Origin of the sequence: Pseudomonas sp. AF32, assembly GCF_022342325.2 — a bacterium.
In the GTDB taxonomy this organism is placed as follows: Bacteria; Pseudomonadota; Gammaproteobacteria; order Pseudomonadales; family Pseudomonadaceae; genus Aquipseudomonas; species Aquipseudomonas uvaldensis.
Genome location: NZ_RQJK02000018.1, coordinates 94,055 through 115,615 on the forward strand (window position 1 = coordinate 94,055; position 21,561 = coordinate 115,615).

Genomic DNA, 21,561 nt, shown 5'->3' on the forward strand with positions numbered 1-21,561 from the left:
CAAGGCGTCCTGCAAATGCGATCGCACCTGCCAACAGGTGTGCGCGGCTTGAGAGAGCTCTATGTTACTGGCAAGTCTTTTTGGCGTGATCATGGGCCTGGTGCTGGGTTTGACCGGGGCCGGCGGCGGCATCCTGGCCGTGCCGGCGTTGGTATTGGGGTTGGGATGGAGCATGACCCAGGCGGTTCCCGTGGCGTTGTTCGCGGTGGGCAGCGCGGCGGCGGTGGGGGCTATCGACGGGTTGCGCCACGGCCTGGTGCGTTACCGCGCGGCGATGTTGATCGCGCTGTTGGGTGCAGTGTTTTCGCCGGTGGGCATCTACGTTGCCCATCGATTGCCTGAGAAAATCCTGATGATTCTGTTCAGCCTGCTGATGGTGCTGGTAGCGGCGCGCATGTTGCGCGGGGAGCGCCCGCAGCCGGGGCCCAGCGACCATGGCGCCGCCAGTTGGGGACAGAAAAACTGCATGCTCGACCACAAGACCGGGCGCCTGGCCTGGACCGCTCGCTGCACCGCCACGCTGTCGGCGCTGGGCGCAGTGACGGGGCTGGTGTCGGGTCTGCTGGGCGTGGGCGGCGGGTTTCTGATCGTGCCGGCCTTCAAGCAACTGACCGATGTGCAGATGCGCGGGATCGTCGCGACGTCCTTGATGGTCATCAGCCTGATTTCATTGATCGGTGTGGTGGGGGCGTTTCATGCCGGGGTGAGCATCGACCGGGTCGGGGCGACGTTCATCGCAGCGAGCATTGCGGGGATGGTGTTGGGCCGGCGATTATCCGCCAAGGTCCCGGCCCGGGCGTTGCAGGTGGGATTTGCCGGGGTGTGCCTGGGGGTGGCGGTGTTCATGGTGGTGCGGGCGTAACTGGCTAAACCTCACCCTGTTTGAGAGCCACAGGGTGAGCAGTTTTATAGCCTTCTGCACTGCATCGAAAACCCCAATGCCACCGACTGACCTTGCTCCAGCAGGCGCAAGCCTGGGCGCCCTGGCAGGTGGTGCGCATTGACCGGATGGCTGACCGGTTCGATGCAGAAAAAATCCAGGCCCACCGGGCAGTACAGTAAAAAGTAATCGCTGCCACTGGCCTGGCATTGCAGCTCATAACCCAGGTCCGGTTGCTGGATCAGGCACTGTCCGTCCCAACCGCCGAAACCATTATCGACCAGGGTATCCGGCAGCAGTCGGGCTTGTTGGAAATCCCACGGCGGCGGAACCTCCACCCGTTCGGTCGGCAGCTTCGTGGCATCGCACATCCACACTTCACGGGCACGGGTTTGCAGGCGCGTTCCGGTAGTGCGAGGGAAGTACGGATGCAGACCGAGCCCGTGCCACGCCGCCTGTTCGGCCATGTGGGTGACGTGCATCGCGATTTGCAACTGGCCGCCGCTCAAGCGGATCCGCAGGCTGGCGCGGTAGGCGAAGGGTTGTTGGCTGTCGAGTTGCAGCAGGACGTCCTGCGCACCGTGCTCGATGACTTGCCACGGCTGCTGCCAGGCGCTGCCATGGATCGGAAACGGGTCGTTGGGGCTGTTGGCTTCCAATGCGAGCCAGCCGGCCGGGCAGTCGAAACCGCCGTTGGCGATCCGGTTCGACCAGGGAATCAGGGGGAATCCTCCAAGCTTGCCGGGCAGGCCGTTCTCCACGGCCTGTGGGGCCGGCGGGCGAAGCAGCGGCGCGCCGTTGCTGCGCAGGGTCCACTCGACGAGGCTGGCGCCCAGGTGGGGGGCGAGGGTGAGGTGGGTCAGTTCGTCTTCGAGGTGCAGAAGAGGTGGGGTCATGGTGCCTTGTCTGCCGGAGTTAATCAGTTGGAGCGGTCTTGTGTGAATGCTTTTGTGGCGAGGGAGCGAGCGCCCTCGCCACAAAAGCCAGCAAGCCATATGAGGGCTTGCTGGTTACTGAAGAGTTACAACACCAGATGCGGCAACCACAGCGAAATGGCAGGGATATAAGTCACGGCCATCAGGAACAGGAACAGCACGCCGTAGAACGGCAGCAGCGCCTTGACTGTGTGTTCGATACTGACCTTGCCAATGGCTGAACCGACGAACAACACCGCGCCCACCGGTGGCGTGATCAGGCCGATGCCCAGGTTCACCAGCATGATCATGCCGAACTGCACCGGGTCCACGCCGATGCCCACGATCACCGGCATCAGGATCGGGGTCAGGATCAGGATCAGCGGCGCCATGTCCATCACGGTGCCAAGGGCCAGTAGCATCACGTTGATGCACATCAGGATCACATAGCGGTTGTCCGACAGGGTCAGGAGCGCGGTGGTGATCTTCGCCGGGATTTCCATCAGCGTCATGATGTAGCCGAAGCTGGCGGCGAAGCCGATCAGGATCATGACGATGGAGATGGTGCGCACCGTGCGGTGCATCAGTTTCGGCAATTCGCTCCACTTGTAGTCGCGATAGATGCACATGGTCACGAAGAACGCCCACACCACGGCGATGGCGGCCGATTCAGTGGCGGTGAAGACACCCGAGAGAATACCGCCCAGGATGATGAACAGGGTCATCATGCCCCACATGGCTTCCTTGCAAATCTTCAGTGCTTCCTTGAGGGGAATCACTTCACCCTTGGGGTAATTACGCTTTTTCGCAAAGAGCAGGCACAACACCATCAGGCAAACGTTCATCATGATGCCGGGGACGATGCCGGCCACGAACAGCGAACCGATCGAGACGGTCCCGCCAGCGGCGAGCGAGTACAGCACCGCGTTATGGCTTGGCGGCGTCAGCAGCGCCTGTACCGATCCGCTGACGGTGACAGCGGTGGCGAAATCACGCGGGTAGCCACGGCGCTCCATTTCCGGGATCAGCACGGAGCCGACGGAGGCGGTGTCGGCCACCGATGAACCGGAGATCGCGCCAAAGAAACTCGAGGCCATGAGGTTGACCAGGGACAGGCCACCGCGCACGAACCCGACCAACACACTGGCGAACGCCACCAGCCGGCGGGACATGCCACCCTCGGCCATGATTGCGCCGGCCAGCACGAAGAACGGAATGGCCAGCAACGAGAACTTGTTCACCCCGCCCACGACCTGGATCATCATGGCCTGGAACGGGATATCGATCCACCACGCCCCGATCAGGGCGGCGGCGCCCAACGCATAGGCGACCGGCATACCGATCAGGATCAACAGCAAAAAACTGCCCAGCAGAATCAGAGCGTCCATTAAACGGCACCTTCGCTTTCTTCAACGAGGTCGAACTGCACGACCCGACGCTGGCTTTGATCGCCCAGCAGGAGTTTTTCCAGGACAAAAATCAGGGTCAGGAAGCCACCCACCGGAATCGGCATGTACGTGATGCCGACGCGCAGGGTAGGGATGGCGCTCATGAATTGATTCCAGGTGGTCATGCACAACTTGGTGCCCCAGATGGTCATGAAAATGCACACCGCAGCCATCAGCAGCTGGGTGAAAACCGACGCTGCTTTTCGCCAGTGCGATGGCAAGCGGCTGGTGACCATATCCACGGCCATGTGCGAGCCGGAGCGGTAACTGGCGGCGGCGCCGATGAAGGTGAATACGATCATCAGCAAGATGGCGGTGGGTTCCGGCCAGCTGGCGCCGGAGCCCAGCACGTAGCGGGCAAACACCCCCCAGGGAATCATCAGCGCAACGGCGAGGACAGAGAGGCCGGCCACCCAGATGCAAGTCATGTAAATCGTGTCGTTGATACGCAGCAGCAAATTCTTCATCGGGTTCCACCGTAACCGGGCGCGCCATCAACCACAGGCGCGCCGGGCCTTTTCATGAGAAGAGATCGAAAAGTGTTACTGGACAGCTTCGATACGCTTGATCAGGTCCGCATACGGCGCGCCGTATTTGGCCCGGATTGGTGCGGTGGCGTCATAGAACGGTTTTTTGTCCACGGTGATGAACTCGACGCCGGCAGCCTTGAGTTTTTCTTCACTGGCGGCGGACTTCTTGTCCCACAGTTCGCGTTCTTCAGCCTGGGCGGCCTTGGCGGCTTTTTTCACCATGTCCTGCTGCTGCGGCGTGAGCTTGTTCCAGGTGATCTTCGACATCACGATCGGCTCGGGCAGGATCAGGTGACCGGTCAGGCTGTAGAACTTGGCGTTCTGGTAGTGGTTGTGCTCAAGCATGGTCGGTGGGTTGTTTTCCGCGCCGTCGATCACGCCGGTCTGCAAGGCGCTGAAGATCTCGCCGGTGTCCATGGCGATGCCGTTGGCGCCCATGGCGTTGAAGGTCTCGATGAACATCGGGTTGCCCTGGACGCGGATCTTCATACCCTTGAGGTCTTCGAGCTTGCGCACCGGTTTCTTGGTGTAGAGGTTGCGCGTGCCGCCGTCCATCCAGGCCAAGGCCACCAGGCCGAACTCGGAATTGGTGATCCGGTCGAGGATCGCGTCGCCGACTTCCCCGTCGATGACGGCGCGCATGTGAGCCTGGTCGCGGAAGATGAATGGCATGTTGAAGACGTTAACGTCCGGCACCACGGGACCGACGATGCCCAGGCTGACGCGGGACATCTGGATTGCGCCGGCTTGCATCTGCTCGATGACTTCCTTCTCGGAGCCCAGTACGCCGCCCGGGAAGTACTTGAACTTCAGCTCGCCGTTGCTCTCTTTTTCCAGGGTTTTGCCCATGGATTCCTCGGCGACCACCGTCGGGTAGCCCTTTGGGTGGATGTCGGCGATCTTGAGTTCAAGGGCATGCGCCGCCTGGGCCAGGAAGGCCAGGGGCAGGGCTGCGATCAGAAGTGTGCGTTTGAAGTTCATGGTCAATCTCCAGTCTTGTTGTTTTTATGGTTCTTCCAGTAAAGCGGTGAAGCGGATCAGTCTGCGGAGTGTTTCACTCCTCCGAATGCAGGTTCTGCAAGGCCCGTAACGCCGGGGTTGAGCGCGAATACGCCCCCGGCCAGAGAGTCGTCATCGGTGTCGTCGCCGGGGCGGATCGAGGTGACGAACAGGGTGTCCAGGCGGCTGCCGCCAAAGGCGCACATCGTCGGTTTCTTCACGGGCACCGGCAGCGAGCGATCCAGCCGGCCATCCGGGGTGAAACGGTGAATGAGGCCGGCGTCGTTGGCGCAGATCCAGTAGCAGCCGTCGGCGTCTACCGCTGCGCCGTCCGGGCGTCCTGCCAGGGGCATCATGTCGACAAACAGCCGCCGGTTGGACGGGGTGCCGCTGTCGATGTCGTACTCGAAGGCCCAGATCTGCTGCACCAACGGATGCGAGTCGGAGAGGTACATCGTCCGTCCGTCCGGGCTGAAGCCCAGGCCGTTGGGCACGATGAAGCCGCTCAGTTGCGCCTCGACCGGGCTGCGTTGCCCGGCCTGATAACGGTACATCCGACCTTCGACGGCGTTGGCGCCCATGTTCAGCACCATGCTACCGGCCCAGAAGCGACCCTGGCGGTCGCAACGGCCATCGTTGAGGCGCATGTCGACGCGGCTGTGCTCGACGCTGACGCACAATTCACTGTCCAGCGTGCCATCGTCGTTGGCGTGCAGGCGGAAGAAACCGCTCTCCATGCCGGCCACCCAACCGCCGTCCTGATGACGGGCGATACAGGCGAGCATTTCCGGAGCATTCCAACCCTTCAGTTGCCCGGTTCCAGCATTCCAGCACTGCAGGCCGCCGCTGGGGATGTCCACCCAGTACAAGGCGTTATCTTCGGGGACCCAGACCGGGCTTTCCCCGACGGCGTTGCGTGCATCGACAATCAATTCGGCTTGCATGGTGATTCCCTTATGGCGTTGTAACCCATGGAAAAACAGGCGAATCAGTCGTCGAACGGGCCGGTGGCGACAAAGGCACCGCCCTGGTAGACCCTGGCCGGATCGTCGGCAGCCGGCATCGGCTGTGCCTCGACCTTGGCGCGGAAGATTTCGGAGGTGTCCTTGGGCTGGTAGCCCAAGTGCGCGGCCTGGCTGTTGTTCCACCAGACGTCGCGGTTGGCGGACATGCCGTACACCACGGTGTGCCCCACGTTCGGGGTGTAGAGCGAGCACTCGATCAGTTGGGTGAGGTCGTCGTAGCTTAGCCAGGTGCTCATCATCCGGCGGTTTTGTGGCTCGGGAAACGATGAGCCAATACGGATGCTCACGGTTTCGATGCCGTAGCGATCGAAATAGAAGCTGGCGACGTCTTCGCCATAGGACTTGGACAGGCCGTAGTAGCCGTCCGGGCGACGAGGCGAGAGGGCATCGAGGTGCTCGTCCTGCTTGTAGAAACCGATGACATGGTTGGAGCTGGCGAAGATAACGCGTTTGACGCCATGTTTGCGGGCCGCTTCATAAATGTGGAAGACGCCGCTGATGTTGGGGCCGAGGATTTCTTCGAATGGGCGCTCCACCGATACGCCACCGAAATGCAGGATGGCGTCGACGCCTTCGACCAGTTGATGCACCGCCTGCTTGTCGGCCAGGTCGCACAGCACCACTTCTTCGCTTTCGTCGATGGCCGGGGTCATGCTGGCGATGTCCGACAGCCGGATGCACCGGGCGTAAGGTTTGAGGCGTTCGCGCAGCACTTTGCCCAGGCCGCCGGCGGCGCCGGTCAACAGCAGGCGATTGAAGGGGTGGCGAATGGTTGTCGTAGTCATGGAGGTACCTGAGCAAGCAGTGAAAGGTATCAGTTGTTATAGGTTGTCGTACGACTGAGCTGAATATCCTTATCCTTCCGCTACCTTGTCAACGTTTGATCGACGAATCGCTCTGAACCGGCGTCCTTGCCATTCGTTACACCACGCTCATGACCTGCGCATGGCAGGTCATGGCAGCGGATCCTTTGTTCAGAGAAGCGAAATCGGATAGCTGATAAAGATGCGGTTCTCATCGAACTCGTTCGTACTGAAGTCACGACGCAGCGACGAGTTGCGCCATTTCACGTTGAGGTTCTTCAGCGCACCGCTCTGGACGGTATAGGCCAGTTCACTTTCACGTCCCCATTCCTTGCCATCGTCGACCGTGGCGGTGTGTACGTTTTCGCCGCTGATGTAGCGGTTCATCAGGGTCAGGCCCGGCACGCCGACGGCGGCAAAGTTGAAGTCGTGGCGCACTTGCCAGGATTTTTCCTTGGCGTTGTCGTAGCTGGAGTTGTAGCTGTCGTTGGCCAGGGTGCCGCCGCTGGTGCCGTTGACGCGCATCCAGGCGTCGTCGCCGCCGACTTTTTGCAGGCCGACATAGAAGGTGTTGCCGCCGTATTTGGCCGAGAGCATGGCGAAGGCGGTTTTGTTGTCCAGGTCGCCGGCCAGCGCGCTGCCGTTTTCCTTGCCGATGAAGTAGCCAAGGTTGGCGCCCAGGGTCCAGTCGCCGATGGGCTGGCTGTGGGTCAGGTTGAAATACTGCTGCTGATAGATGTCAGACAGTTCCGCGTACCAGACGCTGACCTGGGTGCGTTTCTCGTTGAAGGCGTATTCGCCGCCGCCGAAGTTGAAGCGGTCGGACGTGGCGGCCGGACGGCCGTTCATGAACATGTCTTCCATGCTCGCGTCATTGCGCGGGCTGTTGCCGCGGAACTGTCCGCCATACAGGCTCAGGCCGCTGATTTCGGTGGAAGTGATCTGACCACCGCGGAAGGTCTGTGGCAGGGAGCGACCATCGTCGGAACGCAGAATCGGCAGCACCGGCATCCATTCGCCGACCTTCAGTTCGGTCTTCGACACCTTGGCCTTCAGGGCGACGCCCAAACGGCCGAAGTCGTCGGCCGGGCGGCCGTCGTCGTGCACTGGCAACAACTGAGTGCCGGCCGTGCCTTTACCGCCGTCGAGCTTGACCGAGTACAGGCCCAGCACGTCCACACCAAAACCTACTGTGCCCTGGGTGAAGCCGGACTTGGCGTCGAGGATGAAACTCTGGGTCCATTCCTCGGCTTTGCCCTGGGCGTTGTTGGGGTTGATGAAGTTGCGGTTGAAGTAGGCGTTGCGCAGGTTCAGCGTGGCCTTGGCATCATCGATGAAGCCTTCGGCCTGCGCGGTCAGGGGCAGCAATGCTGCCAGACTGCTGCAACCGAGAAGGGTCAGCGCGGGGGTGGATTTGAAAAAAGTACGGCGGTGTGGACGGTTGATGGGCGAAAAACGGACACGTGTACTCACTATGGCGCTCCCTTACTTTTTTGTTGTTTTTATTTGTCATACGTCGTCGTACAACATGGGCGAGATTATTTGTGGCTGGACGCTCGTTGTCAACTGGCCATTATTTGATTTCCTGGCGAAAAACCCGTCCCATCGCGGGCGACTGTCCCGAACGTTGGGAAGGGAGGGGGCCCGGTAAAGCCGCTGCGCCTGGGCCATCCGGTACGGTGGAAAAAAGATCAATGGTTTTTGGTGTGCGATGGCCGGTCTAAGACATTAGTCGAAGGTCAACTTCGGATTGCCGCGTCCGATGCTCTCCACAGGGAACGCGTCGCTGGCAGGTAGGGTCGTAACCACCATGCGTTGCTGATCACATGGAGACCCAATGAACCAAGAAGTCCCCAACGCCGATACCAATCGTCGTCAGTTGTTGCAGATTATCGCCGGGCTGTCGGACGGAGTGATGCTGATCGGCGTCGACCAGACGATTGCCTGGGCCAATGAGGCCGCTTTGACCATGCACGGAGTCAAGGAACTCGACGAACTGGGTGGCAATGCCAAGGAGTACGCCCGACGCTTCGCCTTGCGCTACCGCAATAACCACCCGCTTCCCGAGGACAACTATCCCATCGCCCGCGTGGCGCGTGGCGATGAGTTCAGCGACGTGCTGGTTGAAGTCACGCCCGAGGCCGAGCCGGATCGCACCTGGGTCCACCGCATCCGCAGCATGGTCCTGAATGACCGTGACGGCGAGCCGGAGTATCTGGTGCTGATCCTCAGTGATGCCACCGAGTGGGCCAGCGCCGAACAACGTTTCGAAAAAACCTTCGCTGCCAACCCGGCGCCGGCGGTGATCTGCCGCCTCAGCGACCTGCGCTATATCAAGGTCAACCAGGGCTTCCTGGAGATGACCGGCTACAGTCGCGACCAGGTGATCGGCCGCTCCGTGTACGAATTGGACGTGCTCGAAGCCGCGGAAAAACGTGACCTGGCCATCGAGCGCCTGGGGCAGGGCGCGACCATCCCGCAAATGCAGGCTGAACTGAGGCTGCCCGACGGTGGCTGCAAGCAGGTGATCGTCGCCGGCCAGCCATTGGACTTGCAGGACGAGAACTGCATGTTGTTTTCCTTCATGGATATGGAGCCGCGTCGCAAGGCCGAGACTGCGTTACGCCAGAGCGAGGAGCGCTTCGCCAAATCATTCCGTCTGTCCCCGGTGCCTACCCTGGTATGCAGCGCTGAACAACAGTTGCTGGAAGTCAACGAGGCATTTCTACGGACCACCGGTTACGCCAGCGAGGAGCTGCTGGGCAAGACCGTGGAGGAAATCGGCTTTATCGACAACGACGCCAGCGCCACGCTGTTTGCCAGGCTGGAAGACGCTGCTGCCGTGTCGAGGCTCGATGTCAAGGTGCAGAAGAAGGGCGGTGAACTCATCGACTGTGAAGTGGCCGCCGATACGGTGCAGATCCAGGGCAAGCCCTGCTACCTGCTGGTGCTGATGAACATTACCGAACGCAAGCGCTCGGAGTTGGAACTGGTGTCAGCCATCGAAGAGGTCATGAAGGACGCCTCCTGGTTCAGTCGGACCCTGATTGAAAAACTGGCGAATGTGAAAAGCATCAACGCACCGGTACCCAGCGTATCGTTCACCGAGCTGACGGCTCGTGAGCGTGACGTGCTGGGGCTGATCTGCCAGGGCCTGGCCGACAAGGAAATCGCCTCGCGCTTGAAATTAGCGCCCAATACCGTACGCAATCATGTGGCGACGCTGTATTCGAAGCTGGACGTTCATAGCCGCAGCGAGGCGATCGTCTGGGCGCGGGAGCGTGGTCTGTTTGCCAATGAATGGCGGATGAAGGCGCCGTGATAGCAGTGCAAATGCACCGGTCATGCTGGTGCAAATATGGGTTTTACCGGTGCGTAGGGTTCCTTAGGCTGTTCTGTGTGCGACGTCGCAGGAGACGTCGCGTCCCCACGAAACAGTCAAGGAATACGCACATGTGCAACAAGCCAATCAAATGCGGGATCGACAAGATGTCCGAGGGAGGCGGGAGGTCGGTGCTGCTTACCGTTCTTTCGCACGTCAAGGCCTGAAGGGTGCAGCGCATGACTCATCTGGCTCCCTTACGCCTGCGCCTTGAAGAGAACTTTTCACCACTGGCTTGTGAATGCAGCCTCAATGGCGACGGCACGCTCACTGTACGCCTTTACCACCGGGAAAGCGGTGAAGTCGACCTGGTGGTGAGCGGCATGAGTGTCGATAGCGTCCGATCGGAAGAAAGCATCGCCAGGCTCATCGACGAATTGCGTTACGAGTTGGAAAACACCCCGCTGCATCGCGGCGATCCCGCCTGATCGTTACAGCAGCGTAGCCCGGCAATCGAGTGCCAACCGCGCTCCGCCCTGTTCGCTGCTGTTCACCTCCAGCGTAAACCCGTGCAAATTGACAATCGCCGCGACGATGGACAGGCCCAGGCCGAACCCACCGTGCTGGCTGCTGCCTTCGGCACGGTAGAAACGACGGAACACCGCCTGGCGTTCCGCCTCCGGGATGCCAGGGCCGGAGTCGAGTACCTCGATGAGGGTACTGTCGCCCTGGTCGACACCGCGCAGGATCACCACGCCTCCCGGCGGTGTAAACTTGATGGAGTTGCTCAGCAGGTTCGATACGGCTTCGAACAGCAACGCCCGGTCGCCATTGAGCAGGGGCAGGCTGTCGGGCACCTCGAGACTGAAGGCCAGCTCTCGCTCTTCGGCCACGGGCAAGTAGAAATCGTGCAGTTCCTGCAATAGTTGCAAGGGGTCGAGGCGCACGAATCCCGAGCGGCGCTGCTGGTCTTCCAGTTCGGAGATGCGCAGCAGCCCGCGAAACCGAGCCATCAGGGTATCGGTCTCGGCAATCACCTGATCCATCTGCATGGCTTCGGGTGAGCCTTCCTCGGCTTCTTGCTGTATGCGATAAAGCTGGGCGCGCAGTCGAGTGAGCGGCGTGCGCAGATCATGGGCGATGTTGTCGCATACACCCTTGACCTCATTCATCAGGCGCTCGATGCGATCGAGCATGGCATTGACGATCGCCGCCAGCATGTCCAGTTCATCGCGTCGGCTCGACAGCGGAAGACGGTGGGTGAGGTCGCCCGCCACGATGGCCTCGGCACTGGCTTGCAGCTTGCGGATACGCTGCAGCGGTCGACGACGCAACAGATGCCAGCCGGCGAGGCCTGGCAGGATGGTCAGCGAGACGCCCCATAGCAGCGCACGCAGAATGATGTGCGTGACCGCGAAGAGCGAACCGTTGTCCCGCGCCAACACCAGCCAGCGCCCGTCCTGGGTCCGGGTCGCCACTGCGTCGCAACTGTCGGAAGGCACGTCCGGGGCATCGTAGTCGACACAGCTGCCCAGCATGTGGATCTTGCCATCGAGGGGCAGGTCGACGGGAATCCGCTGGATCGGCCCGCTCAGATGCCGCAGTTGCGGGTCGAACAGGCCATAGGCGTCGACCCCGCGCTCGTCCAGGGTCAAGCTGGCCATGAGTGCATCTTCCAACTGATCGGCGCGGATATGGGCGAACAGATGCTGACGCTGCATCATGGAATGTCTGGCCAGGCTGTCGAGGTAGCCGAACACTTCGTAGTACATCACCCCCATCAGCAAGACGCTCCAGATCACGAACAGCGCACTGTACAGCGCCAGCAGGCGACTGCTGGAGGAGCGCCAGCCCTTAGCGGGGTTCAGCAATGACATAGCCGGAACCTCGCACCGTGCGAATCAGGGGTTCCAGGCCCGGTGGGTCGATTTTCTTGCGCAGACGGCCGATGTGGACATCGATCAGATTGGTGCCGGGGTCGAAGTGATAACCCCAGACTTCTTCGAAAATCATCATGCGCGACAGGATCTGCCCGCTGTTGCGCATCAGGAATTCCAGCAGCTTGTATTCGGTGGGCAACAGGCTGAGCAACTGCCCGTTGCGGCTGGCTTCGCGGCTGATCAGGTTCAGTTCCAGATCGGCCACTCGCAACGTGGTTTCTGTCTCTTGGGCGCTATTGCTGCGGCGCAGCAACACTTCGACACGGGCGGCCATCTCGTCGGTGGCGAAGGGTTTGGTCAGGTAATCGTCGCCGCCGGCCCGCAGGCCGCGTACCCGCTCATCCACATCGGACAAGGCACTGATCATGAGGATGGGCGTCGCTACGCCCATGTCGCGCAACGTAGTGACGATCACCAGGCCATCGAGCTCGGGCAGCATGCGGTCGAGGGTAATCAGGTCGTAGTCGCCGCTTACCGCGCGCTCCAGACCCTCTCGGCCGTTGTCGACCCAATCGACACTCAGGCCATTGCGGGTCAGCTCGGCGACGATTTCACGGGCGGTCACGGCGTCGTCTTCGATGGTCAGGATGCGGTTCATGGGCGATACCAGGTTGGAAATTGATGCCATTGCGCAGCATTCTGCCAAAGATTACCTGTCGGCTTTCTGAAAAAAAGTTCATCGAGGCGGCAAGCGGTTTCACTGGCCTGGGTCAACACTTGGTCACAAATAATCCATAACATGATTTTCGCCCGCACTATCATGTTGCATCGGTTGCCCCGCTTTGGCGCGTTGATCCAGGCACCGACGCACACCGGTGATGGTGTGCGGCAAGGAGCGGAGACCTCACTGGTCCTTCAATAAGAACATCAAGGAAGAGCAGCATCATGCAGCCTCAAGACCCTCTACGTCGAAAATTCGATATCCAGCCGTTGGCAAGGGCCGACATGACGGTGTGCCTGGACGGGCGAACCGTCGACGCCGCCCATGGCGAAACCGTTCTCACGGTCATCCAGTCACTGGGCCAGCGCCAGGTGGCTCGCAACGATCATCATCAGATCAGTGGCGCCTATTGCGGCATGGGTGTGTGCCAATGCTGCCTGGTCAAGATCGACGGGCGTCACAAGCGCCGCGCTTGCCAGACCCGGGTGCGTCCCGGCATGCAGATCGAAACCCGGACCAACCGCATTGCCGAAACGGAGGCGCCATGAGTCTCGATCCCGTGATCGTAGGTGGTGGCCCGGCGGGTATGGCCGCGGCCATCGAGCTGGCCGCCCATGGGGTGCGCTGTACCTTGCTCGAAGAGGCGCCGCGCCTGGGTGGCGTGGTGTACCGTGGGCCGTTGCGCGACGGCGTGAGCCTTGACTACCTGGGGCCACGCTATAGTGAAGCCCTGGGCAAACTCCATGGCGAGTTCCATCGGTATGCCGGTCTGATCGATGTCCGGCTGGAGAGCCGGGTCATCGGTGCCGAAGGGTTTCGGGCACTGATGTTGCTGGATGCCGAAGAGCGCGCACGGGAGATCACCTATTCTCACCTGGTACTGGCGGCCGGTTGCCATGAGCGCAGTGTGCCGTTTCCCGGCTGGACGCTCCCTGGGGTGATGTTGCTGGGGGGGCTGCAGTTGCAGATCAAGAGCGGCGTAGTCAAGCCGCCAAGCCCGGTGGTGATCGCGGGCACTGGCCCGTTGCTGCCACTGGTGGCCTGTCAGCTGCATGCGGCGGGCGTGGCGGTGGCCGGTGTCTACGAGGCATGTGCATTTGGCAGGATCGCCAGGGAAAGTCTGGCCTTGTTGAACAAGCCGCAGCTGTTTCTCGACGGCCTGAGCATGCTGGGATACCTCAAGCTGCACCGTATTGCCGTGCATTACGGCTGGGGCGTGGTGCGGGCCGATGGCGAAGGTGAATTGAGCTGCGTCACCGTCGCTCCCTATTCCAGCGACTGGGAGCCCGACCTGGCCCGTGCCGAGCAGGTACCGGCCCAGACACTGGCGGTCGGCTACGGCTTCATTCCGCGCACCCAGTTGAGCCAGCAGATGGGCCTGGAGCATGGTTTCAGCGACGACGGCTACCTGCGGGCGGTGTCCGACGCCTGGCAACAGAGCAGCGAGGCCCATATCCACCTGGCCGGCGACATGGGCGGGATCCGTGGCGGTGAAGCCGCCATGCTGAGCGGGCGCATCGCCGCCCTGTCGATCCTGATGCAGGGCAACGTGATCGATTCCCGCGTCGCCCTCGAACGCCGCGAGCGATACCAGGCGCAGTTGGACCGTATCGTTCGTTTCCGCGCCGCCGTGGATCGTTATACCCGCCGCGGTGCCGGGCAGACCGCATTGCCCAGCGCCGATACGGTGATCTGCCGTTGCGAGCATGCGACCCGTGCCGATATCGATCGGGCGCTGGAGCAGGGCGTGCAAGACATGGCCAGCCTGAAAATGCGCACCCGCGTGAGCATGGGCGACTGCCAGGGGCGGATGTGCGTCGGTTATTGCAGCGACCGGCTGCGCGAAGCCACCGGCCGCACGGATGTCGGTTGGCTGCGCCCGCGCTTTCCCATCGATCCTGTCCCTTTTTCCGCATTCGTCAATGTAGGCCAGGAGGGCGTACAGCATGATTGAGCATCAGTACCTCAAGGAATATGACGTCGTCATCGCCGGTGGCGGTGTAATCGGGGCTTCTTGCGCCTATCAGCTGTCCAAGCGCAAAGCGCTGAAAATCGCCCTGATCGATGCCAAGCGTCCGGGCAATGCCACCCGCGCTTCCGCCGGAGGCCTGTGGGCCATCGGCGAATCCGTGGGGCTTGGCTGCGGGGTGATTTTCTTTCGCATGATGTCCGCCAATCGCAAGCGTCAGGCCCAGGGGGCAGCCGTGGCGGTGGACGCCAGTACGCCGCACATCCTGCCCCAGTCGTTTTTCGACTTCGCCTTGCAGTCCAACGCGATGTACCCCCAGTTGCACAGAGAACTGATCGACAACCACGGCATGGATTTCAAGTTCGAGCAGACCGGGCTCAAATTCGTGATCTATGACGACGAGGACCGCTTGTACGCCGAACATATCGTCGCCTGCATTCCCCATCTGGCCGATCAAGTGCGCTGGCTGGACCAGGCCGCCCTGCGCGAGGCCGAACCGAGTGTCAGTCATGAGGCGAGGGGAGCGCTGGAGTTCCTGTGCGACCATCAAGTCAGTCCGTTCCGCCTGGCGGACGCCTATACCGAAGGCGCCCGGCAGAACGGCGTCGACCTGTTCTTCAATACCAATGTCACTGAGGTCCTGCGCGAGGGTGCGCGGGTCACGGGGGTGAAGACCGCCGAGGCGGGCATTTTCAGCTGCCGGACGCTGATCAACGCCGCCGGCGCCTGGGCGGCAGACCTGAGCGAGCAGGCGACTGGCGTGCGGATTCCGGTCAAACCGGTCAAGGGCCAGATCCTGCTGACCGAACGCATGCCGAAGATTCTCAACGGCTGCCTGACCACCAGCGATTGCTACGTGGCACAGAAAGACAACGGCGAGATCCTGATCGGCAGCACCACCGAGGACAAAGGCTTCGACGTGACCACCACCTACCCGGAGATCGAAGGGCTGGTGCAGGGGGCCGTGCGCTGCATCCCGCAACTGGCCGACATCAATCTCAAGCGGACCTGGGCCGGCTTGCGTCCTGGCTCTCCCGATGAGTTGCCGATCCTGGGGCCGATGCGAGGCGTGGAGGGATACCTCAATGCCTGCGGACATTTCCGCACCGGCATCCTGACCTCGGCGATCACCGGGGTGCTGCTGGACAAGCTGGTGAACAACGAGCCATTACCGCTGGACATCACCCCGTTCCTGGCGGATCGGTTCGAGGTGGTGCCGGCTGCCGAGCCGAAGGAAATGGAACTGGCCTGAGCGGTCCCTGGGATCTGAGATGAATACACGGATCCGGGGATACTCCAAAATCTATGTGGGAGCGAGCCTGCTCGCTCCCACAAGAGTGCTGTGGTGAATGCAAGTCTGCAGTCACCTGACCACAAACGCTACTCCATCGGCGTACTGACAAACGCTTCCAGCCCCTCGGCATATGCCGTGAACGCACTGATCAACGTAAAGGGCTTGCCCTGCACCTGGTCAGGGACCACAAGATTTGTGAAGCTCCAGGCCACCGCTACGGTAATGCCGGCTTGATCGATCGAGCCATCGCAGGCCAGGGGTTGTTTCTGTAGTTCCTGCTCCAGTGCGGTATAGGCCGCCAATAGCTGGCCTTGAACCCGTTCGAGCCACGGCGCGTGTTGAATGTCCGCCGGCCGCAGAGTGCGTTCGTAGTAGATCTGTACCGATTTTTCGCACGCCGCGAGTGCCAGTCCGATCAGGCGAAGTGAGTGTGCCCGTTGCCCGAGGTCGTTCGGCACCAGGCTTTTGCCCGGTACGGCCAGCGCCTCCAGATAGTCGATGATCAACGTCGAATCCATCAGGACCGTGCCATCGTCGAGCACCATGGTGGGCGCCTTGACCACCGGGTTGATGCTGCGGAACTGCTCGAAATGCCTGAACACCGAAACCGACTCGTGTTCGAGGGGAATACCCAGGCATTTGGCGGAAATGGCGACGCGTCGCACATAAGGCGAGTCCAGCATACCGATCAGTTTCATGGCTTTTCCTTCAGCAATTAATGAAGCGCAGATTAATCCTCGAATCCTGCTTGCTCATGGATCTCATCGACCTTGAGCTCCAGTCGGTAGGCCACGGCGATGAACAACGCCTGGCACAGGCAAAGGGTGGCGCTCAGCGAACGGAAGGCGAACGAGCTGCCTTCGTTTACCAGCAACACCGTATTGGCCCGTTTGGCCAGGGGTGACAGGTTGCTGTCGGTGATGATCAGCGTCTTGGCCTGATGATGCTGGGCGATACGCAGGCAGTGCTGGGTTTCCTTGCCATAGGGGGTGAAGCTGATGGCGATCACCAGGTCGTTGGCCCGTACGCTGCGCATTTGCTCACGATAACTGCCCCCCAGCCCGGATACCAGGTGAATGCGTTTGTTGGTGTGTTGCAGGTTGTAGACCAGGTAATCGGCCACCGCGAAAGACCGCCGTACGCCCACAACATAAATGTTGTCGGCATTGACCACCAGGTCCACGGCCTTGTCGAACGCCTGGTCATCCAGTTCAAGCCCCAGTCGCTCGATGCCCGATAGCGTGGCGCTGATGCATTCACGTGCCAGGTCGCCGCCGCTGGCTTTTTGCGACTTGTTGGCGATCATGCTGCGGATGCGCTGTTGGTAGTTCTGTACCGGCGTGGCCTTGTGAGTGTAGGCCTCGCGGAACAGCGCCTGCATTTCACTGAAACCGCTGAACCCGAAGCGTTGGGAAAAGCGCACGATGGCCGAAGGGTGTACTTCGCACTCGCGGGCAATGTCACTGATGCGGTCGACCATGATCCGGTCGCTCTGCTGGCTCATGTAGCTGGCGATGCGTTTGAGCTGGCGCGGCAGGCTTTCGTATTCTTCGGTGATCAGTTGCAACAGACGCTCGGCGTTGATCGGTGGGCTTGAGAGGGCGGACGCGCGCTCGGACGGCTCCGTCAGATCGGGGCGGGTCATAGAAAATCCTTCTGGCTTGTTCTTGTAGGGCGGTCCGGTAACAGGCCGGCCCTCGACAACGGGTTGGCTGGTTGCAGTCTACAGCGTAGGCGCAAGGAAAATAATGAGCGCGGCGAGTCACGTTACGTGCTGAAACGATGCACTGCGCCCGACCCGGTTCGTCGCGCAGTGTATTGGAAAAAATATTCCACATAAAAAATTTATGGAATATTTGTTGATTCAAGCCCGCGGCTCGTTTTAGTCTGCATCCACCAAACGCGTTGGCGCCGCTCTCGGCAGCGAGCGCAGGCTGATAAAAATAACAGGAGCCAGCATGGGCCAGACTCGTTTTGCCAGTGGGCGTCAATTGGATGTGATTTGCCTGGGACGCCTGGGTGTCGATCTGTACGCGCAGCAAGTCGGGGCGCGGCTGGAAGATGTCTCAAGCTTCGCCAAATACCTGGGCGGGTCTTCGGCCAACATCGCGTTCGGCACCGCTCGGCTCGGGCTCAGGTCAGCCATGCTGAGCCGCGTGGGGGACGACCACATGGGCCGCTTCCTGGTGGAGTCCCTGGTGCGAGAGGGCTGCGACGTCAGCGGCATCAAGGTCGACCCGGAACGTCTTACTGCCATGGTCCTGCTGGGTATCAAGGACCGCGAAACCTTTCCCCTGGTGTTCTATCGGGAAAACTGCGCCGACATGGCGCTGCGCGCCGAAGACATTGACGAAGCCTTTATCGCCTCCAGTAAGTCGCTGTTGATCACCGGCACTCATTTCTCGACCGAAAGCGTCTACAAGGCCAGCATCCAGGCGCTGGACCACGCGGCAAAGCACAACGTCAAACGCATCCTGGATATCGACTATCGGCCGGTGCTCTGGGGGCTGACCGGCAAGGCCGATGGGCAAACCCGTTTCGTCGCCGACCAGACCGTCAGCCGCCATGTGCAAGGCATCCTGCCGCGCTTCGACCTGATCGTCGGCACCGAAGAAGAATTCCTGATTGCCGGCGGCAGCACGGACCTGCTGGCAGCACTGCGCACCGTACGGTCGCTGACGGCCGCCACCCTGGTGGTCAAGCTCGGCCCGCAGGGGTGTACGGTGATCCATGGTGCCATCCCGAGTCGACTGGAAGACGCTGCGATTTATCCGGGGGTACGCGTTGAAGTCTTGAACGTCCTGGGCGCGGGTGATGCGTTCATGTCGGGCTTTCTCGCCGGTTGGCTGGAGGAGGCTGACGATGCGCGCTGCTGCCAACTGGCCAACGCCTGCGGGGGCCTGGTGGTGTCGCGCCACGCTTGTGCCCCGGCAATGCCGACCCGGGCCGAACTCGATTACCTGTTCAACAGCCCGGTGCCGATCACGCGGCCGGACCAGGACGTTGCGTTGCAGCGCTTGCATCAGGTCAGTGTGCCTCGCAAAACCTGGAAGCAACTGTTCATCTTCGCCTTCGATCATCGCGGTCAACTGGTGGAGCTGGCTCAAAAGGGTGAGCGGGACTTGAGCAGCATTGGCGAACTCAAACAACTGTTCATCCAGGCGGTGGAGCGGGTCGAAGCCGATCTGCGACATCAGGGCATCGAGGCCGATGTCGGGTTGTTGGCCGACCAACGTTTCGGCCAGGACGCGCTCAATGCCGCCACCGGCCGTGGCTGGTGGGTGGCGCGGCCGGTGGAGGTGCAGGGGTCGCGACCGTTGGCGTTCGAGCATGGGCGTTCCATTGGCAGCAACCTGATCGCCTGGCCTGCCGAGCAGATCATCAAGTGCCTGGTGCAGTACCACCCCGACGACGAACCACTGCTGCGCCTGGAGCAAGAGGCCCAATTGGTGGGGCTGTACAAGGCCTCCCAGGTCAGCGGCCATGAATTGCTGCTGGAGGTCATTCCACCCAAGGATCATCCGTCACAGCACCCGGAGGTGCTGTATCGGGCCATCAAGCGCCTCTATAACCTGGGTATTTTCCCGGCCTGGTGGAAAATCGAAGCCCAGACCGCGCAGGAGTGGAAGCAGCTCGATGAGTTGATCCAGCAACGTGACCCGTATTGCCGCGGCGTGGTGTTGCTGGGCCTCAACGCGCCGGCGGCGGCACTGGCAGAAGGTTTCCGCCAGGCCAGCCAGAGCACGACGTGCCAGGGTTTTGCGGTCGGACGCACGATTTTCCAGGAACCGAGCCGGGCCTGGCTCGCCGGGGAAATCGATGACGAAACGCTGATCCGGCAGGTGCAGGGCACTTTTGTGGAGTTGATCGATGCGTGGCGTGCAGCCCGGGCGTGACAGCCTATGACATTCAAATGTGGGAGCGGGCTTGCTCGCGAAGACGGCGGTACTGTCAACTTCGATACCGCCTGACACACCGCTTTCGCGAGCAAGCCCGCTCCCACAAGGACTCAGCGTCGTTTTACTGATCTGTAAAAACAATAAAAGGTGCAGCCATGCCCGCTATTCGAATTGGCATCAACCCGATTTCCTGGAGCAACGACGACTTGCCATCGTTGGGTGGCGAGACGCCCCTGAGCACGGCGCTGAGCGAAGGCAAGGCCATCGGCTATGAAGGTTTCGAACTCAACGGCAAGTTTCCCAAGGACGCCAAGGGGGTCGGCGATGTGCTGCGGCCCTACGACCTTGCCCTCGTTTCCGGTTGGTATTCCAGTCGCCTGGCCCGGCGCTCGGCGGCTGAGGAAATCGATGCCATCGCCAGCCATGTCGAGTTGCTGGCGCAGAACGGCGCGACCGTGCTGGTGTACGGCGAGGTCGCCGATTCCATCCAGGGCCAGCGGATTCCTTTGGTCGAGCGGCCGCGGTTCCACACCGACGACGCCTGGCAGGCCTATGCCGACAAATTGACCGAACTGGCGCGCTTCACGCTGTCCCGAGGTGTGCGCCTGGCGTATCACCACCACATGGGCGCCTATGTGGAATCGCCCTCGGACATCGACAAACTCATGGCCCTGACCGGTAGCGAAGTCGGCCTGCTGTTCGATTCGGGCCACTGCTACATGGGCGGCGGCGAGCCCTTGCAGGTGTTGCGCAAGCACATCGAGCGGGTCTGTCATGTGCACTTCAAGGACGTGCGCAAACCGGTGGTGCAACTGGCGCGCAACAATCTATGGAGTTTCCCGGACTGCATCATCAACGGCACCTTCACCGTGCCAGGGGATGGCGATATCGACTTCGCCGCGTTGCTGGACGTCCTGCTGGCCGCTGATTATCAGGGCTGGCTGGTGGTGGAGGCCGAACAGGATCCTGCCGTCGCACCGAGCTATGTCTACGCCAAGAAAGGCTACGACACCCTGCGTGCCTTGCTGCAAGAGAGGACGATGGCATGAGCCTGTTGATCAAGAGTCAATCCAGCGGTCGGACCCTGGTCGAGCTGCCCCGTGGAGAGCTGGAATACATCGGGTTTTGCGCCTACCGCCTGAGTCTCGGTGAAACCCTGCCCGTGGCGGCCGGTAACAAGGAGCTGTGCCTGGTGCTGCTCAGCGGTCGCATCCACCTCAAGGGGGAGGCGCCGGGGCAGGGGGCTTTCGATTGGGACAACCTTGGCGATCGCCAGTCGGTGTTCGAGGACAAATCGCCGTACGCCGCTTACCTGCCGCCCGGCAGCCAGGCCCAGATAACCGCCTTGAGCGACGTGCAACTGGCCGTGTGCGCGGCACCGGGCTCCAGTGAAAACGAATACGGCCCGCGGCTGATCCGCCCGGACAGCATGAAGCGCAGCGTGCGGGGCAAGGGCGCCAACACCCGATACATCTGCGATATTTTGCCGGACAGCGAGCCCGCCCATTCGCTGCTGGTCGTGGAGGTGCGCACCCCGTCGGGCCACTCCTCAAGCTATCCGCCCCACAAACACGACACCGACGACCTGCCGCACCAGAGCTTCCTGGAAGAAACCTATTACCACCAGGTCAACCCGTCCCAGGGTTTCGTGTTCCAGCGGGTCTATACCGACGACCGCAGCATTGACCAGGCCATGGCCGTGGAGAACAACGATCTGGTGGTGGTTCCCAAGGGCTATCACCCGGTCAGCGTGCCCTACGGGTACGAATCCTATTACCTGAACGTTATGGCCGGACCGAGGCGGGTGTGGCAGTTCCATAACGACCCGCAGCACAGTTGGCTGCTGGACCTCTGAATGGCCCATAGCCTGTTGCAAC

The 21,561-nt window shown here is 61.3% G+C and carries 20 protein-coding genes; 9 read left to right on the plus strand and 11 right to left on the minus strand.

Annotated features, from left to right (window positions below; genetic code table 11):
* Positions 1-61 precede the first annotated feature (61 nt).
* Positions 62-862 (plus strand): sulfite exporter TauE/SafE family protein, encoded by an 801-nt coding sequence (locus EGM97_RS17735; RefSeq protein ID WP_238961852.1) that lies wholly within the window; start codon positions 62-64, stop codon positions 860-862.
* 44 nt (positions 863-906) lie between these two features.
* Here EGM97_RS17735 and EGM97_RS17740 read toward each other — a convergent pair whose 3' ends face one another.
* The 7 genes from EGM97_RS17740 to EGM97_RS17770 form a co-directional block, all read right to left on the minus strand.
* A complete protein-coding gene (locus EGM97_RS17740; protein ID WP_238961853.1) occupies positions 907-1,776 on the minus strand; it encodes an aldose 1-epimerase in 870 nt (289 codons plus the stop codon).
* Positions 1,777-1,901: 125 nt separating this feature from the next.
* A complete protein-coding gene (locus EGM97_RS17745; protein WP_238961854.1) occupies positions 1,902-3,182 on the minus strand; it encodes a TRAP transporter large permease in 1,281 nt (426 codons plus the stop codon).
* Entirely contained in the window at positions 3,182-3,709 is a 528-nt protein-coding gene (locus tag EGM97_RS17750; protein WP_238961855.1) for a TRAP transporter small permease, read from the minus strand. Before EGM97_RS17750 ends, EGM97_RS17745 begins: the two co-directional genes overlap by 1 nt.
* 75 nt (positions 3,710-3,784) lie before the next feature.
* Positions 3,785-4,753, minus strand: coding sequence for a TRAP transporter substrate-binding protein (locus tag EGM97_RS17755; protein WP_238961856.1), 969 nt, complete (start codon positions 4,751-4,753; stop codon positions 3,785-3,787).
* A 56-nt stretch (positions 4,754-4,809) separates the two neighbouring features.
* Positions 4,810-5,715 (minus strand): SMP-30/gluconolactonase/LRE family protein, encoded by a 906-nt coding sequence (locus EGM97_RS17760; RefSeq protein WP_238961857.1) that lies wholly within the window; start codon positions 5,713-5,715, stop codon positions 4,810-4,812.
* 44 nt (positions 5,716-5,759) lie between these two features.
* Positions 5,760-6,581: an NAD-dependent epimerase/dehydratase family protein gene (locus tag EGM97_RS17765; RefSeq protein WP_238961858.1), complete on the minus strand. Its 822-nt coding sequence runs from the start codon at positions 6,579-6,581 to the stop codon at positions 5,760-5,762.
* 189 nt (positions 6,582-6,770) lie between these two features.
* Complete coding sequence (locus EGM97_RS17770; RefSeq protein ID WP_477788828.1) at positions 6,771-8,000, minus strand: OprD family porin; 1,230 nt, start codon at positions 7,998-8,000, stop codon at positions 6,771-6,773.
* A 436-nt stretch (positions 8,001-8,436) separates the two neighbouring features.
* Here EGM97_RS17770 and EGM97_RS17775 point away from each other — a divergent pair, with 436 nt between their 5' ends.
* Positions 8,437-9,921 carry a helix-turn-helix transcriptional regulator gene (locus EGM97_RS17775; RefSeq protein ID WP_238965299.1) on the plus strand — a complete coding sequence of 495 codons (1,485 nt, stop codon included), beginning with the start codon at positions 8,437-8,439 and terminating at the stop codon, positions 9,919-9,921.
* A gap of 239 nt (positions 9,922-10,160) precedes the next feature.
* Complete coding sequence (locus EGM97_RS17780; protein WP_238965298.1) at positions 10,161-10,409, plus strand: DUF1652 domain-containing protein; 249 nt, start codon at positions 10,161-10,163, stop codon at positions 10,407-10,409.
* 3 nt (positions 10,410-10,412) lie between these two features.
* On the opposite strand, the gene EGM97_RS17785 is transcribed toward EGM97_RS17780, so the two are convergent.
* On the minus strand, positions 10,413-11,798 hold the full coding sequence (locus tag EGM97_RS17785; RefSeq protein WP_238965297.1) for a sensor histidine kinase: 1,386 nt from the start codon (positions 11,796-11,798) through the stop codon (positions 10,413-10,415).
* Complete coding sequence (locus EGM97_RS17790) at positions 11,776-12,459, minus strand: response regulator transcription factor (RefSeq protein WP_238965300.1); 684 nt, start codon at positions 12,457-12,459, stop codon at positions 11,776-11,778. Before EGM97_RS17790 ends, EGM97_RS17785 begins: the two co-directional genes overlap by 23 nt.
* Positions 12,460-12,746: 287 nt before the next feature.
* On the opposite strand from EGM97_RS17790, the gene hcnA reads away from it, so the two are divergent.
* From hcnA to hcnC, 3 genes are read left to right on the plus strand one after another with little or no spacing between them, the layout of a single operon-like run.
* Entirely contained in the window at positions 12,747-13,070 is a 324-nt protein-coding gene (gene hcnA / locus EGM97_RS17795; protein WP_053157323.1) for a cyanide-forming glycine dehydrogenase subunit HcnA, read from the plus strand.
* A complete protein-coding gene (gene hcnB / locus EGM97_RS17800; protein WP_238965296.1) occupies positions 13,067-14,476 on the plus strand; it encodes a cyanide-forming glycine dehydrogenase subunit HcnB in 1,410 nt (469 codons plus the stop codon). The genes hcnA and hcnB overlap by 4 nt, the downstream gene beginning before the upstream one ends.
* Positions 14,469-15,743: a cyanide-forming glycine dehydrogenase subunit HcnC gene (gene hcnC, locus EGM97_RS17805; protein WP_238965295.1), complete on the plus strand. Its 1,275-nt coding sequence runs from the start codon at positions 14,469-14,471 to the stop codon at positions 15,741-15,743. Before hcnB ends, hcnC begins: the two co-directional genes overlap by 8 nt.
* A gap of 128 nt (positions 15,744-15,871) precedes the next feature.
* On the opposite strand, the gene EGM97_RS17810 is transcribed toward hcnC, so the two are convergent.
* Both EGM97_RS17810 and EGM97_RS17815 read right to left on the minus strand, forming a co-directional pair.
* The gene (locus tag EGM97_RS17810) at positions 15,872-16,483 is read right to left on the minus strand and encodes a glutathione S-transferase family protein (protein WP_238965294.1); all 612 of its coding nucleotides are present in this window, start codon (positions 16,481-16,483) and stop codon (positions 15,872-15,874) included.
* 32 nt (positions 16,484-16,515) lie between these two features.
* Entirely contained in the window at positions 16,516-17,430 is a 915-nt protein-coding gene (locus EGM97_RS17815; protein ID WP_238965293.1) for a MurR/RpiR family transcriptional regulator, read from the minus strand.
* A 313-nt stretch (positions 17,431-17,743) separates the two neighbouring features.
* Between EGM97_RS17815 and EGM97_RS17820 the strand changes: the two genes are divergently transcribed.
* The 3 genes from EGM97_RS17820 to iolB all read left to right on the plus strand — a co-directional run bounded on the left by EGM97_RS17820 (position 17,744) and on the right by iolB (position 21,539).
* Complete coding sequence (locus EGM97_RS17820) at positions 17,744-19,681, plus strand: bifunctional 5-dehydro-2-deoxygluconokinase/5-dehydro-2-deoxyphosphogluconate aldolase (RefSeq protein WP_238965292.1); 1,938 nt, start codon at positions 17,744-17,746, stop codon at positions 19,679-19,681.
* Positions 19,682-19,839: 158 nt separating this feature from the next.
* Positions 19,840-20,733 (plus strand): myo-inosose-2 dehydratase, encoded by an 894-nt coding sequence (gene iolE / locus EGM97_RS17825; RefSeq protein WP_238965291.1) that lies wholly within the window; start codon positions 19,840-19,842, stop codon positions 20,731-20,733.
* Positions 20,730-21,539 carry a 5-deoxy-glucuronate isomerase gene (gene iolB / locus EGM97_RS17830; RefSeq protein WP_238965290.1) on the plus strand — a complete coding sequence of 270 codons (810 nt, stop codon included), beginning with the start codon at positions 20,730-20,732 and terminating at the stop codon, positions 21,537-21,539. The genes iolE and iolB overlap by 4 nt, the downstream gene beginning before the upstream one ends.
* Positions 21,540-21,561: the final 22 nt, after the last annotated feature.